Here is a 13,590-nt window from a genome sequence, read left to right on the forward strand (position 1 = left end):
TGTCGTGGATGAATTTCGATGCCCTCATTTTTCAAATTCAGGACCATAGAAGAGTCGCGGATCGAGAACTGCTATGGTATGAGAATGCAGGAAGAGGATTTGCGGATGCAGTGGGCGGAAAATCTTTATCTGAGCGATAAGACGGCAAAAAAAAAGGATAAGATTATAAAAAAGGCCAACCGTGGAGTCGGAATGGTCAGTATTTACTTCATCACCCTGGCCTCCAACCGGGAGAATCTGTTCGACATTTTTCATGCGGCTCATCTGAAGCAGCCCGCCTTTTATAAGCAGGATCTCTATGTGGTGGGAATCGCGTCGGGCTATGAAGAGGCCCTGGAGCTGGTACAGCGGATGATAGACGACATCTATCGGAAGACCGGCGGCTTTGCCGTGCGGGAATACTTTGGCAGGACGGAGAACTGACAGTATGCTGCATATAATCTTTGCCATCTTGAAAATCGTACTGCTCATTCTTGCAGCGGTGCTGGGGATTGCGCTATGGATCCTGGCATTGCTTCTTTTGATACCGGTTCGGTATGAGGCCCATGTAAAAAAGAAAGAGGAATTTTTTGTAGAGGCGAAGGTACACTGGCTGCTCCATCTGGTGCGTGTGCCGGTGAGCTTCCGGGATGGGAAGCTGTCGGCGAAGCTGAAAGTGCTTATTTTTACCGTGAAGGATTTTCTGGCGGATGAGGAGGAGATTCAGGACGGAGCGGAAGAGGCGTTCCCGGATGTGGAGGAAACGAGTGACGCGGCCGGACAGGTGACAGATCCTAATAAAAATCAGATAGGGACGGCACTGGATAAAACTGAGTTTTCGGAAGAAGAGACCTATATAGAGCCAGCAGAAGAGAAAACAGAAGAACTGGATTCAGACCCTGCCCGTAAGCAGCAGAAGCCCTTTGGTGTTCTCAGAAAAATCACCGTTTTTTTGAAAATGCTGGTGGACTTTCTGAAAGCCACCTGGCGGTTTTTGAGTTCCATCCCGAAAAAATTAAAAAAACTTAAATATACATTCCACCAGTTCTATGTTAAAATAAAGCGAATGAAACGCTTTGCCACCGACGACCGTACCAGGGCGGCGCTTGGCCTCGCCTGGAGTCAGCTCAGGGTTCTGCTTGGCAAATTGCTGCCGAAAAGGGTGTGGGGCGACCTGCATTTCGGTACGGACGATCCGGCGCTGACCGGAGAAATCCTGGGCGGCATCAGTATATTTTATCCGCTTTTCATGGATAATGTGAAGGTAGTTCCTGATTTTCAGGAGAGCGTGCTGGAGGGTGAGCTGTATCTGAAAGGCCGTATCCGGCTGATAACTATCGTGCGGATAGCGTGGAAGTTATATCGGGATAAGAATGTACGGTTTGTATACCGGATGGTGACCTGAGGCGATCTGACAAGCAGGCGCGAAAAGCATGCGGAATCTTGTTGTGCTTTTCCGGATACATCAGGTGTAAGTGGCTCTGGCAGTAGGGAAGCATTATAAAAATGATAATAATAGAAGATAAAATAAGGAGGCTTTCTCATGAACAATACCTTTGATACCACAGTGGAATCCCTGTTCAAGGGAATGGACAGTTTTATTACCACCAAGACCGTAGTCGGCGACGCAGTAACCATCGGCGACACCATCATCCTGCCACTGGTGGACGTATCCTTTGGCGTGGGAGCCGGAGCCTTCGCGGGCGACAAGAAGCAGAACGCGGGCGGCGGTATGGGAGCGAAGATTTCCCCCAGCGCCATTCTGGTGATCTCAGGCGGTGTCACCAAGCTGGTCAACGTGAAGAATCAGGATACCGTAACGAAGATTCTCGATATGGTGCCGGATTTCGTGAATAAGTTTGCAGCAGGCGGAACCAAGAAGGAGAGCCCGGTGGCGGACGCCATTCAGGACGCGGTAGATGTGATCGAGAAGGAAGAGCCGGAGACAGAGGCGGAATAGTCGAAGGCAGATTCCGGACAAAGTACGGAGAAGGAAAAATCTGCAAGGTGTATCAGCCAGGATACACATTTCGAAAAAAAGGACATAGAATAGAATAAGAAAACCCATGCCGGGAGCCGATATGAAACAGCTGCTTGGTTTTGTGATGTTCTGGATAGGTGTCGGAATCCTGACAACCTTTTTTATGCCGGTCAACGGCTGGTTTGTGCGGGCATTGGCGGCCTTTTCCCTGATGATCGTCGGGTACAATCTGTTCTCGTCCGGAGGAAAATGCGGAAGATAAGAGGAAGATAGAAAATGTCTGTAACGATACTGAAACGGATAGCGCTGGTCACGATGGCGCTTGGATACATCGGGGCGCTGATTCCGGGTATGCCGGTGTTCCTGCAGTGGATCGGAAAGCTATCCGCGCCGCTGTTCTTTTACTGCATGGCCTGGAGCCTCACGAACACCAGGGATAAGAAATCGTATTTCCGACGGCTCTATATCGCCAGCGTCGCCCTGGCAGCCTTCAACCTCCTGATGTCTGTGGTGGCCCAGAAGACCGGCCTGGTCACAGCCGTTACCACCAATATGTTCGCAACCCTGTTTGCGTCCGCCTTTCTGGTGGATCTGATAGAATACGCGAACCGTCATCCGAAACGGAAAACGAAAATCTGGTTCACTTACATTTTTTACCAGATATCCATCGCAGGCGTGTGGGCCGGACTTTATGAGGTGGTCGAAGTGCCCTACGCAGTGCTGAACTTCGGTTCTGCCGTACTGGGAAGCGCTCTGACCTGTGAAGGGGCTCTGATGTATGTGCTGATGGGTGTTCTGTTTTATTTTACAAAGGAGGACAAGAGCAAGAAAAGAATGGTTCTTGGCTATCTGGGCATCTTTCTGGTGTTCTTTGTGAATTCTGCCTTTGGCCTCTGGGGAAGAATATTTTCCTTGGTAGGACACGACGTGCTGGTAGCCCTGATGGAGATTATGACGGGACTGGTGCTCTGGGGAGCGTCCTTCCGACCGATGTTCGATCTGTCCCATATGTTTCACAATGATTTCCAGTGGCTGATGATTTTCGCTCTGCCGCTGGTGCTTGCCTGCAATGGGCGGCTTGGTTACAGCAAAAAGAAGCGGAAGCGGGAGAAGCTGTCACCGCAGTTCCGGAAATACTTTTATTACGTATTTTATCCGGCTCATGTGTATGTGCTGTGGTTCATCGGGGCTGTATTGATAAAATAAGGAAACAGGCAACAGACGCAGAGGAGAATTTCCAGTAAAAAGGCAACAAAAAAAGGAGCGGCACAGGCTGCTCCTAATTTTTCAATCTCAAACTTAAGCTCTCTCAACTGCTCCGGACTTCAGACAGGATGTACATACATACATCTTTCTGGCAGCGCCGTTCACCTTAACCTTTACAGACTTAACATTGGATTTCCACATCTTGTTGGAACGTCTATGTGAATGGCTGACGTTGTTTCCGAAATGAGCGCCTTTTTCACAGATTGCACACTTTGCCATGTTTGCACCTCCTCTTGAACGATAGTGAACCTATATATAGGCTCGCAACATAGGTTATTTTAGCAGATACCACTATATTTTGCAAGTGGAAATTTAAAAATATTACAATTTTTTAGAAAGTATGAAAAATAGCTTTCTTTTCCGGCAAAAACAGGTTATAATACACTATATCTGTGTCATCTGATGAGAAAAAGGAGGGCACAGGCTTTTTTGGTGAATTAAAATAAGAGTGGAGGTAATGATAATGAAGGGACTTATGAATACGCAGATGGGCGCGGTCATGATTGACCCGGAAGTTATTGCCAGATATGCAGGTTCCGTAGCGGTAGAGTGCTTCGGTATCGTTGGAATGGCCATGGTAAATATGAAAGACGGACTGGTAAAGCTCCTGAAGGGAGACAACCTGACCCGCGGCGTAAACGTACAGATCAACGATAACAAGATTACGCTTTCCTTCCATGTAATCGTGGCTTACGGCGTGAGCATTTCCGCTGTATCCGACAATCTGATGAGCAATGTAAAGTACAAGGTGGAGGAGTTCACCGGAATGACGATTGAGAAAATCAACATCTTTGTAGAAGGTGTCAGAGTCATAGACTAATTTTCAGGAGGAGTTTTTTGTCATTATGAAAACAATAGAGGTAAACACGCTTACAAAGATGTTTTTAGCCGGAGCTAAGAACCTGGAAGCGAAAAAAGAGTGGATCAACGAGCTGAATGTATTTCCGGTGCCGGACGGCGATACGGGAACGAACATGACGCTGACCATTATGTCTGCGGCTTCCGAGGTGAATAACCTGTCCGAGCGTACCATGGAGACAGTAGCGAAGGCGATCTCCTCCGGTTCCTTACGGGGAGCCCGCGGAAATTCCGGCGTAATCCTGTCCCAGCTGCTCCGCGGCTTTACAAAGGGAATTAAGGGTTACGAGACACTGGACGTTATGATTATTTCCAACGCCTTCCAGAAGGCGGTAGAGACGGCCTATAAGGCAGTTATGAAGCCCAAGGAGGGAACCATTCTGACCGTAGCAAGAGGAGCGGCTGATAAGGCGGCGGAGCTTGCTCTGGAGGAAGAGGATCTGGATGTATTTTTCTCCGGTATCATTGAGGAGGCAGAGCGTGTACTGGCTACCACGCCGGATCTCTTACCGGTTCTGAAGGAGGCAGGCGTAGTAGACTCCGGCGGACAGGGTCTGGTAGAGGTTCTGAAAGGCGCTTATGACGCTTATCTGGGAAAAGAGGTGGATTACACCTTTGAAGCGCCGAAGTCCGCTCCGGTGAAGATCAGCGCGGAGACAGAGGCTGAAATCAAGTTCGGTTACTGTACCGAGTTTATTATCGTATTAGATAAGAAGTTTGAGCATAAGGACGAGATGGAGTTTAAGGCTTTCCTGGAGTCCATCGGTGATTCCATCGTATGCGTGGCAGATGATGATATCGTAAAGATTCATGTACATACGAATCATCCGGGCCAGGCCATTGAGAAGGCGCTGACCTATGGCTCCCTGTCCCGCCTGAAGATTGACAATATGCGCGAGGAGCATGAGGAGAAGCTGATTAAGGACGCTTCCAAGATTGCGGCGCAGCAGAAGGCAGAAGAGCCGAGAAAGGAGATGGGCTTTATCTCCGTATCCATCGGCGAGGGTATCGGTGAGATCTTCAAGGGTCTTGGCGTGGATTACCTGATCGAGGGCGGTCAGACCATGAACCCCAGCACCGAGGATATGCTCAATGCCATTGACAAGGTAAATGCAGAACACATCTTTATTCTGCCGAACAATAAGAACATTATTCTGGCTGCAAACCAGGCGAAGGCTCTCTGTGAGGATAAGGATATCATCGTTATCCCCACCAAGACGGTTCCCCAGGGAATTACGGCCATGATCAACTTTATGCCGGATTCCAGTGCAGAGGAAAACGAGGCCCGTATGACCGAGGAGCTGGCCAACGTGAAGACCGGTCAGGTGACTTACGCAGTGCGTGATACTCACATTGATGACAAAGAGATCAAAGAAGGAAATATTATGGGTATCGGCGATCACGCGATTCTGGCAGTGGGCGAGGACGTAGAGCAGACCACGCTGGATATGTTTAAAGAGCTGATCGATGAGGATTCCGAGCTGATCAGTATCTATTATGGCGAGGATGTGAAGAAAGAGGACGCAGAGAAGTTGGGCGAGAAATTAAGCGATCTGTACCATGACTGCGACGTCGAGGTTCATTTTGGCGGACAGCCCATTTACTATTATGTAGTATCTGTGGAGTAGACGATGAATACAGCTTCCCCAATTACAGCCCTGAAGGGCGTTGGAGAAAAGACAGCAGCGCTCTTTCACCGTGTCGGGGTCGACACGGTGGGAGAGCTTTTGTCTTACTATCCGAGAACATATGACGTATACGAAAAGCCGAAGAATTTCGCTGACCTGGAGCCGGACAGAGTACAGGCGGTGACGGCCATGCTTCACCGGACGCCGGAGGGAAAGAAGGCGGGCCGGTATCATATTACCACGGCAGTGCTTACGGAGAACGGAATCCGCCTCAGCCTGTCCTGGTTCAATATGCCGTATCTGCGCAACAGCCTGCTGCCGGGCCGGACCTATATTTTCCGGGGCCGGGTACAGAAGAAAAAGGAACGGCTTTCCATGGATCAGCCGGAGATTTACACGCCGGAGGATTATGAAAAGCTTCTGGGCACCATGCAGCCGGTCTACGGACTTACCGGAGGGCTCTCCAATAAAACTGTGACAAAGGCAGTGCGGCAGGCATTGGACGAGCTGGCGCTGGATCCGGAGTATCTGCCGGAGCATATCCGGAATGAGCAACAGTTAGCCGAATATAACTTCGCGCTGCGAACCATTCATTTTCCGGTGAAACGGGAAGATCTGCTGCTGGCCCGGAAACGGCTGGTGTTTGATGAGTTCTTTTTGTTTATCCTGGCCTTACGTCAGATGAAGGAGCAGACCGAAGACACGGTCAATGCCTGTGTGATTCGTCCGGGAGCGGCGGTTGAAACCTTGCTTTCTTCCCTTCCCTATGAGCTGACCGGAGCCCAGAAGCGGGTCTGGCAGGAGATACAGTCCGATTTGGCCGGAGAGACGGTCATGAACCGTCTGGTACAGGGTGACGTGGGATCGGGCAAGACGGTGCTGGCGCTGCTTGCCCTGCTTTCGGCGGTGGAAAGCGGTTTTCAGGGAGCAATGATGGCCCCGACCGAGGTTCTGGCAAGGCAGCATGCGGAAAGCATCCGGGAGCTGCTTCTGGGGCTTTCGATGGAGGACTGTGTGGAGCTGCTGACCGGATCCATGACGGCAAAGGAAAAGCGGGAAGCCTACGCCCGTATCGAAAGCGGCGAGGCGCGGATTATCGTCGGAACTCATGCGCTGATTCAGGAAAAGGTGCAGTATGCCCGCTTAGGGTTGGTGGTGACCGATGAGCAGCACCGTTTCGGCGTCCGCCAGCGGGAGACACTGGCAGGAAAGGGTCTGCATCCCCATGTGCTGGTTATGAGCGCCACACCCATTCCCCGGACGCTGGCGATTATCATTTACGGGGATCTGGATATCTCCGTCATCGACGAGCTTCCGGCCAACCGTCTGCCTATCAAAAACTGCGTGGTAGATGAGAGCTACCGTCCCAAGGCCTACCGCTTTATCGAGCGGGAGGTGGCAGCCGGACGGCAGGTGTATATCATCTGTCCCATGGTAGAGGAAAATCCGGAAATCGAGATCGAAAATGTGGTGGATTATACGGAGAAGCTTCGAAAAGAGCTGGCTGCAGGTATCACAATCGAATATCTGCACGGGAAAATGAAGGCGGCAGAGAAAAACGACATCATGGAACGGTTCGCGGCTGGCGAAATCCAGGTGCTGGTCTCTACGACGGTTATCGAGGTGGGCGTCAATGTGCCGAACGCTACCGTCATGATGGTGGAGAACGCGGAGCGCTTCGGCCTGGCCCAGCTTCATCAGCTCCGGGGACGCGTGGGACGTGGAAGCCACCAGTCCTATTGTATCTTCGTGAGCGGATCCGACAGCAAGGAAACCAGAAAGCGGCTGGAGATCCTGAACCGCTCCAATGACGGCTTTTATATTGCGTCTGAGGACCTGAAGCTAAGGGGGCCGGGCGATCTGTTCGGCGTCCGTCAGAGCGGGATCCTGGAATTCAGGATAGGGGACATTTTCACCGACGCGTTGATCCTGCAGGCAGCCAGCGAGGAAGCGGCAAAGCTGGAGAAGCAGGATCCGGATCTGAGTCTTGCGGAGCACCGGGGGCTTCGGGAGAAGCTTTCGGAGTACCGGAGAGCGGGGCTGGAGCGGATGAGTTTGTAAGGAGAAAAGACAGAAGTACTATGAACATTTTAAATATTGAGCACGTAAGCAAGCTTTACGGAGATAAATGGATTTTTGACGATATTTCCTGCGGAATTCAGGAGAATGAGAAGATAGGTATCATCGGGATCAACGGAACCGGAAAAACTACTTTGCTCCGGATTATCGCAGGAACAGAGGAGCCGGATAAGGGTCAGGTGATCATGCAGAATGGCGTGAAGCTGGCGTTTTTATCCCAGGCCAATACCTTTCCCGAGGGCGCGACGGTGCTGTCCTGCGTGGCAGGCGGCGAAGTCACCGAGTACGATGCGAAAAATATGCTGAATACCCTGGGCGTCCCGGATCCGGAGGCGCGGATCGAGACCCTGTCCGGCGGGCAGAAGAAACGGGTGGCCCTGGCGCGGACTTTGTTGCTTCCGGCGGATATCCTGATTCTGGACGAGCCTACCAACCATCTGGACGAGGAAATGATCCGCTGGCTGGAAACCTATCTTCGAAAATTCCGGGGAACCGTGATTCTGGTAACCCATGACCGTTATTTCCTGGATCGGGTTACCAATCGGATTCTGGAAATCAGCCGGGGAAAGCTCTACAGCTATCAGGCCAACTATTCAGGCTTCCTGGAGCTGAAGGCAAAGCGGGAGGAAATGGAGTTGGCCACCGAGCGGAAGCGGCAGAGCATTCTCCGCATGGAGCTGGAATGGGCGGCCAGAGGCTGCAGGGCCCGGACCACCAAGCAGCAGGCGAGACTGGATCGGCTGGAAGCGTTGAAGGCCGGAAGGGCTCCGGTCTTTGATAAAACCGTGGAGCTGGATTCGGTCGAAACCCGCATGGGCAAAAAGACCATTGAGCTGCACCACGTATCCAAGGAATACGAGGGCCGAAGGATTGTTGAGGATTTTACCTATATTTTTCTGAAAAATCAGACGATCGCGTTTGTTGGCCCGAATGGCTGCGGAAAGTCTACTTTGCTGAAAATGATAGCAGGGCAGATCCCGCCGGATTCAGGCGATGTGGAGGTGGGCGAGACGATCAAGCTTGGCTATTTCGCCCAGGAGCTGCCGGAAATGGATGAAAATCAGCGGGTTATCGACTACGTGAAGGATATTGCCGAGTACATTCCCACCCGGGACGGACGGATTACGGCGTCCCAGATGCTGGAACGCTTTCTGTTTACACCGGATATGCAGTACGCGCCCATCGGAAAGCTCTCTGGTGGGGAGAAGCGGCGGCTGTATCTCTTAGGCGTTCTGCAGACCGGCCCCAATGTGCTGGTTATGGACGAGGTCAGCAACGAACTGGATATTCCCACACTGACGATTCTGGAGGATTATCTGAATTCCTTTATTGGAATCGGGATTCTCGTTTCCCACGATCGATATTTCCTGGACAATGTGGTGGATCGGATCTTCGCCTTCGACGGCAACGGTCATTTCCGCCAGTACGAGGGCGGCTATACCGACTACATGGAAGCCCTGGCCCGGGAGCATGGCGCGGCAGGGACGGATTTTGGCGGCGCTTTAAAGAGCATAAAAGTAGCGGGAGCTTCCGAACCCGGCGGAAAAAAGAAAGCCACCTGGGACAAGGGTGAGAAGAAGCTGAAATTCACCTACAAGGAACAGAAGGAATTCGATACCATCGAGGACGATATCGCCGTGCTGGAAGCAAAGATCGAGGAGCTGGATAAAGAAATGATTGCCCATGCCAGCCAGTATAGCCGCTTAACGGAGCTTACGAAGGAAAAGGAAGAGACGCAGAGCCTTCTGGATGAGAAGATGGAGCGCTGGATGTACCTGACGGAGCTGAAGGAAAAAATTGACGCCCAGTAGGTGCGTGGCAAGGAGAATATTGACAGACAAAACGCCGTTATCGAATGAAATGCGGATCACGATTCCCTCTGATCCCGGATCAGAAATGATTCCAGCCCCGCGCGGATAAACTGATCGATGGCCCGCTGTATCTTTTTCCAGTCGGAGCAGTGATTGCGCAGCATGACTTTATTGATGGACAGACAGCCGTTCATCTGGAAATAAAAAATGGCTTCGGCTTCTTCAAAGGTAAGGAGACTGTGTGACATCAGCCAGGTCACATAGTCTTCTTTTGTCGTTTCCGCCATTTTTTCTATGATTTGTGCGGAGATGGTGTCGTCGAGAAAAAGCGCCTGATATCGGTCGCTGCTGTGCAGCCTGTCACAGAAAGGATAGGAGCAGTTCCCGGAGGCTCTTGCAGGGCAGAAGACATGGTCGATGACGCTGGTGGTTTCTTTCAGGATTTCGCTTAGAAGATCATCCAGCACATCGGCAGTATCATAATAGTGGAGATAGAAGGTTCCCCGGTTGATTTCCGCAAGCCTGCAGATCTCAGTGACTGTGATTTTGGGATATTCCTTTTCTTCCAGGAGCTTTAAAAATGCTTCCTTTATGACCTGGCGGGTATAACGCGTCCTCCGGTCTTCTTTCTGTGTCTTTTCCGGCATGGGAATTTCCTCCTTTTTCGATGATTTCTATTGGAGAGTTTCTGAACAGAATACGGAAAACTGTTCAGAAACCTACAGACAGCTTTAAATTGATGATTGTATTTTCTGATACTTTTATTATAATCAGTTTGTAAAGAAAATCAACATATTGTTTATAAAAAGAACACCCTGTATCAGGACGGCAGCAGAATAATTGCTGAACGCAGGAAAATGTGGATTTGGCACAGGAAAGGATGGAGAGGATATGGGACATGTGATTGCAGTAGCCGGCAAAGGCGGTGTGGGAAAGACCACGCTTACCGGCCTTTTGATTCAGTATCTCTGCCAGAGCGGGAAGAAGCCGGTTCTGGCCGTGGATGCGGATGCCAACTCAAATCTCAATGAGGTGCTTGGCGTGGAGGCGGGCATCACCCTTGGAGAGCTCCGGGAGGAGATCGAGCGGGCGGGATCGGACAGCCGGTATAAGATTCCCGTCGGGGTAACGAAAAAGGATTATCTGGAGGCCCGGCTGGCAGACGCCCTTACAGAGGAGGATGACTTTGATCTGATGGTCATGGGGCGCAGTCAGGGACAAGGCTGCTACTGCTTCGTGAATGGCCTGGTTCAAACGCAGGTGCAGAAGCTGCAGAGCCATTACCCTTATGTGGTGGTGGACAATGAGGCAGGAATGGAGCATGTAAGCCGTGGGCTCCTGCCGATGATGGAGATCGCAATTTTAGTCAGCGACTGTTCCAGGAGAGGCGTGCAGGCAGCCGGACGGATTGCTGCTTTGATGAAGAAGCTGAATTTTAAGCCAAAGAAGGTGGGACTGATTATCAACCGGGCTCCGGAGGGGAATCTGGATGCCGGAACACTGGAAGAGATACAAAATCAGAACCTGGAGCTCCTTGGAGTAGTGCCTCATGACGATATGATTTACCGCTTTGACTGCGATGGAAAGCCCATTGTACAGCTTCCCATGGACTCTCCAGTGAGGAAAGCCCTTCAGGAGATTGTGGAAAAGCTGGAACTGTAGTCGGAAGGAACAGCCAAAAAATGGAAAGGGAAAAGAAAGGTCGTATCAAATATGAAGCTGGAATACGCAAAGAATAACCTGACACAAGTTCCAGGGCAGATGTATCTTCCGGCTTGCGAGAAATTACGAAACTCGGATAGAAAGCAGGTGCGAAAATGAGTGATGTATTACCTACATGCCAGGAAACACGCGGTATGATGACGATTGAAGAGATTGACTGCCCCAAATGCGGAGGCGTGATAGAGCTATTTATACGGGATGGGCAGACTGTGGGAGAAAGCATCTGCGATCAGTGCGGTTTTGCAATACCGGGTGACGTGCATCTGTCCCTGTATCTTGAGGAGGTGGCAAAATGAAAATATCTGTATGTGGAAAGGGTGGAAGCTTAGTGATATTCCGAAAGGGTATTACACAGAAAAGAACGGAATCAAGCTTGCGGTGAAGATAGGAGAGCTGAGTGGAAGACTTCAAAAACCCGTGTATTATGTATTGAATAAGGTGGACGAGGAAAGCAGGAAAGTGCTGGAGCAGGCCATAGGAGATCCTGAGCGGATACTGGCAGTTCTGCCTGTAGAGCCAGAACTCACAAAGGCAGCGCTGCTTGGCCAAAAGCTGATTTTGGAGAACAGTGAGCTTGATCAGGCAGCAAAGAAGATCTGCAGGACGCAGATATAACAAGTCTTTAAAAGCCAGGACAGAGTCGATCAGATCTTTGTTCTGGCTTTTTCAGGTGAATTTGAGGGAGGTTAAATTGACGCCCAGTAGGTGCGGCAATGAGAAAAACAGAGATAGAAATATAGTTTCAAACGTGATAAAATCAAAGACAGAGTAATAGATACGCACAATATCGTGATAGAAAGAAGGAACACACATGGATTTACTCACTTACAAAAGAACAAACGTCTACGAAACCGCAGATGAGACCCTGATGACGGAGATCTTCGATTTTGCCGAGGGCTATAAGCAGTTCCTGGATGAAGGAAAGACCGAGCGGGAGTGTTGCGCCTATGTGGAGGCGGCTGCGAAGGCCGCAGGCTACGAGGCTTTCGATTTTGGCCGCAGGCTCAAGGCGGGCGACAAGATTTATTACAACAACCGCGGGAAAAATATGTATCTGATCAAGGTGGGCACCGAGAATATCGCGAAGGACGGCATCCGTATCATCGCCTCTCATATTGACAGTCCCCGTCTGGATCTGAAGCAGCTTCCTCTCTACGAGTCCGAGGGCGTGGCTCTGGGCAAGACCCATTACTACGGGGGCCTGCGCAAATATCAGTGGGCGGCCATACCCCTTGCCCTGCACGGCGTGGTGGCATTAAAGGACGGCACTACGGTGCAGGTAAAAGTGGGTGAAGACGAGAGCGATCCGGTGTTTTATATCAGCGATCTGCTTCCCCATCTGGCAGCCAAGCAGAATCAGAAGCCTCTGGGCAACGCCATCGAGGGAGAGCAGCTGAACATCTGGTTTGGCAACATTCCTTACACGGCAGCGACTGAGGACGATGAAAAAACCGTTAAGAACCATGTGCTGCACCTGCTGAATGATAAATACGGTATCACCGAGGCAGATTTCATGAGTGCCGAGCTGTCCATGGTTCCGGCTTTCAAGGCCAAGGATGTGGGCTTCGATCGCGCCCTGCTTGGAAGCTACGGCCACGACGACCGTGTCTGCGCGTACCCTGCATGGAAAGCCTGCCTGGACGAGACTTCCGATCAGCATACGGTTATGGTTATTCTGGCAGATAAGGAGGAGATCGGAAGCGAGGGAACCACCGGTATGCAGAGTGCCATCTTCACGGATCTTATCGATGAACTGGCAGCAGCCTTCGGAGTGTCCGCAGCAGCGGTACGGGCCCATTCCAAGTGCCTGTCCGCGGACGTGACAGCGGCTTACGATCCCAATTATCCGGAGGTCTGCGAAAAGACCAACTCTGTGTTCCTGTCCTGCGGCGCAGGTATGATGAAGTTTACCGGAGCCAGAGGAAAGAGCGGATCCAACGACGCCAACGCTGAGTTTCTTGCGTATCTGCGGAAGCTTTTCGATGAGAACGGCGTAGTATGGCAGACCGGGGAGCTTGGTAAGGTAGATGAAGGAGGCGGCGGAACCGTAGCGAAATTCATCGCCAAGTTCAACATCGACACGGTAGATATCGGCGTTCCGGTGATTTCCATGCATTCTCCCTGGGAGGTGGTATCCAAGGCGGATCTGTATGAGAATTATCTGGCGTTCAAAGCATTTATAAAGTAAAGATTTGCTTTGGCAACTCTTGATTTTTTAAAACAAAGCGTTAAAATAATAACGAGGGAAATGGTTGGTTCAAAAGAA

The 13,590-nt window shown here is 50.9% G+C and carries 15 protein-coding genes; 13 read left to right on the plus strand and 2 right to left on the minus strand.

The window, feature by feature from the left end; translation table 11 throughout:
* Positions 1–78: 78 nt before the first annotated feature.
* The 5 genes from OCV63_RS03510 to OCV63_RS03530 all read left to right on the plus strand — a co-directional run bounded on the left by OCV63_RS03510 (position 79) and on the right by OCV63_RS03530 (position 3,166).
* Positions 79–423, plus strand: coding sequence for a hypothetical protein (locus tag OCV63_RS03510; protein ID WP_158362043.1), 345 nt, complete (start codon positions 79–81; stop codon positions 421–423).
* A 4-nt stretch (positions 424–427) separates the two neighbouring features.
* A complete protein-coding gene (locus tag OCV63_RS03515; RefSeq protein WP_158362044.1) occupies positions 428–1,384 on the plus strand; it encodes a DUF2953 domain-containing protein in 957 nt (318 codons plus the stop codon).
* A gap of 138 nt (positions 1,385–1,522) precedes the next feature.
* The gene (locus tag OCV63_RS03520; protein WP_158362045.1) at positions 1,523–1,939 is read left to right on the plus strand and encodes a GerW family sporulation protein; all 417 of its coding nucleotides are present in this window, start codon (positions 1,523–1,525) and stop codon (positions 1,937–1,939) included.
* A 121-nt stretch (positions 1,940–2,060) separates the two neighbouring features.
* Complete coding sequence (locus tag OCV63_RS03525) at positions 2,061–2,222, plus strand: hypothetical protein (RefSeq protein ID WP_178038553.1); 162 nt, start codon at positions 2,061–2,063, stop codon at positions 2,220–2,222.
* 14 nt (positions 2,223–2,236) lie between these two features.
* A complete protein-coding gene (locus tag OCV63_RS03530; RefSeq protein WP_158362046.1) occupies positions 2,237–3,166 on the plus strand; it encodes a hypothetical protein in 930 nt (309 codons plus the stop codon).
* A 93-nt stretch (positions 3,167–3,259) separates the two neighbouring features.
* On the opposite strand, the gene rpmB is transcribed toward OCV63_RS03530, so the two are convergent.
* A complete protein-coding gene (rpmB, locus tag OCV63_RS03535; protein WP_158362047.1) occupies positions 3,260–3,445 on the minus strand; it encodes a 50S ribosomal protein L28 in 186 nt (61 codons plus the stop codon).
* Positions 3,446–3,689: 244 nt separating this feature from the next.
* Between rpmB and OCV63_RS03540 the strand changes: the two genes are divergently transcribed.
* The 4 genes from OCV63_RS03540 to OCV63_RS03555 are packed head-to-tail and all read left to right on the plus strand — an operon-like array spanning position 3,690 to position 9,602.
* The gene (locus tag OCV63_RS03540) at positions 3,690–4,046 is read left to right on the plus strand and encodes an Asp23/Gls24 family envelope stress response protein (protein WP_158362048.1); all 357 of its coding nucleotides are present in this window, start codon (positions 3,690–3,692) and stop codon (positions 4,044–4,046) included.
* Between the two features lie 25 nt (positions 4,047–4,071).
* Positions 4,072–5,712 (plus strand): DAK2 domain-containing protein, encoded by a 1,641-nt coding sequence (locus OCV63_RS03545; RefSeq protein WP_262670627.1) that lies wholly within the window; start codon positions 4,072–4,074, stop codon positions 5,710–5,712.
* 3 nt (positions 5,713–5,715) lie between these two features.
* Positions 5,716–7,773, plus strand: a complete 2,058-nt coding sequence (gene recG / locus OCV63_RS03550) for an ATP-dependent DNA helicase RecG (protein WP_158362049.1) — start codon at positions 5,716–5,718, stop codon at positions 7,771–7,773.
* 20 nt (positions 7,774–7,793) lie between these two features.
* Positions 7,794–9,602 carry an ABC-F family ATP-binding cassette domain-containing protein gene (locus OCV63_RS03555; protein ID WP_158362050.1) on the plus strand — a complete coding sequence of 603 codons (1,809 nt, stop codon included), beginning with the start codon at positions 7,794–7,796 and terminating at the stop codon, positions 9,600–9,602.
* A gap of 56 nt (positions 9,603–9,658) precedes the next feature.
* On the opposite strand, the gene OCV63_RS03560 is transcribed toward OCV63_RS03555, so the two are convergent.
* On the minus strand, positions 9,659–10,249 hold the full coding sequence (locus OCV63_RS03560) for a TetR/AcrR family transcriptional regulator (RefSeq protein ID WP_158362051.1): 591 nt from the start codon (positions 10,247–10,249) through the stop codon (positions 9,659–9,661).
* 244 nt (positions 10,250–10,493) lie between these two features.
* Here OCV63_RS03560 and OCV63_RS03565 point away from each other — a divergent pair, with 244 nt between their 5' ends.
* From OCV63_RS03565 to OCV63_RS03580, 4 genes are all read left to right on the plus strand, one after another.
* The gene (locus tag OCV63_RS03565) at positions 10,494–11,264 is read left to right on the plus strand and encodes an ATP-binding protein (protein ID WP_158362052.1); all 771 of its coding nucleotides are present in this window, start codon (positions 10,494–10,496) and stop codon (positions 11,262–11,264) included.
* Between the two features lie 155 nt (positions 11,265–11,419).
* Positions 11,420–11,620: a hypothetical protein gene (locus tag OCV63_RS03570; protein WP_158362053.1), complete on the plus strand. Its 201-nt coding sequence runs from the start codon at positions 11,420–11,422 to the stop codon at positions 11,618–11,620.
* 10 nt (positions 11,621–11,630) lie between these two features.
* The gene (locus OCV63_RS03575; RefSeq protein ID WP_158362054.1) at positions 11,631–11,939 is read left to right on the plus strand and encodes an ATP-binding protein; all 309 of its coding nucleotides are present in this window, start codon (positions 11,631–11,633) and stop codon (positions 11,937–11,939) included.
* Between the two features lie 196 nt (positions 11,940–12,135).
* Positions 12,136–13,512, plus strand: a complete 1,377-nt coding sequence (locus tag OCV63_RS03580) for an aminopeptidase (RefSeq protein ID WP_158362055.1) — start codon at positions 12,136–12,138, stop codon at positions 13,510–13,512.
* The last annotated feature ends 78 nt before the right edge of the window (positions 13,513–13,590 follow it).

Source organism: Laedolimicola ammoniilytica, from assembly GCF_025567165.1.
GTDB classification, from domain to species: domain Bacteria; phylum Bacillota; class Clostridia; order Lachnospirales; family Lachnospiraceae; genus Laedolimicola; species Laedolimicola ammoniilytica.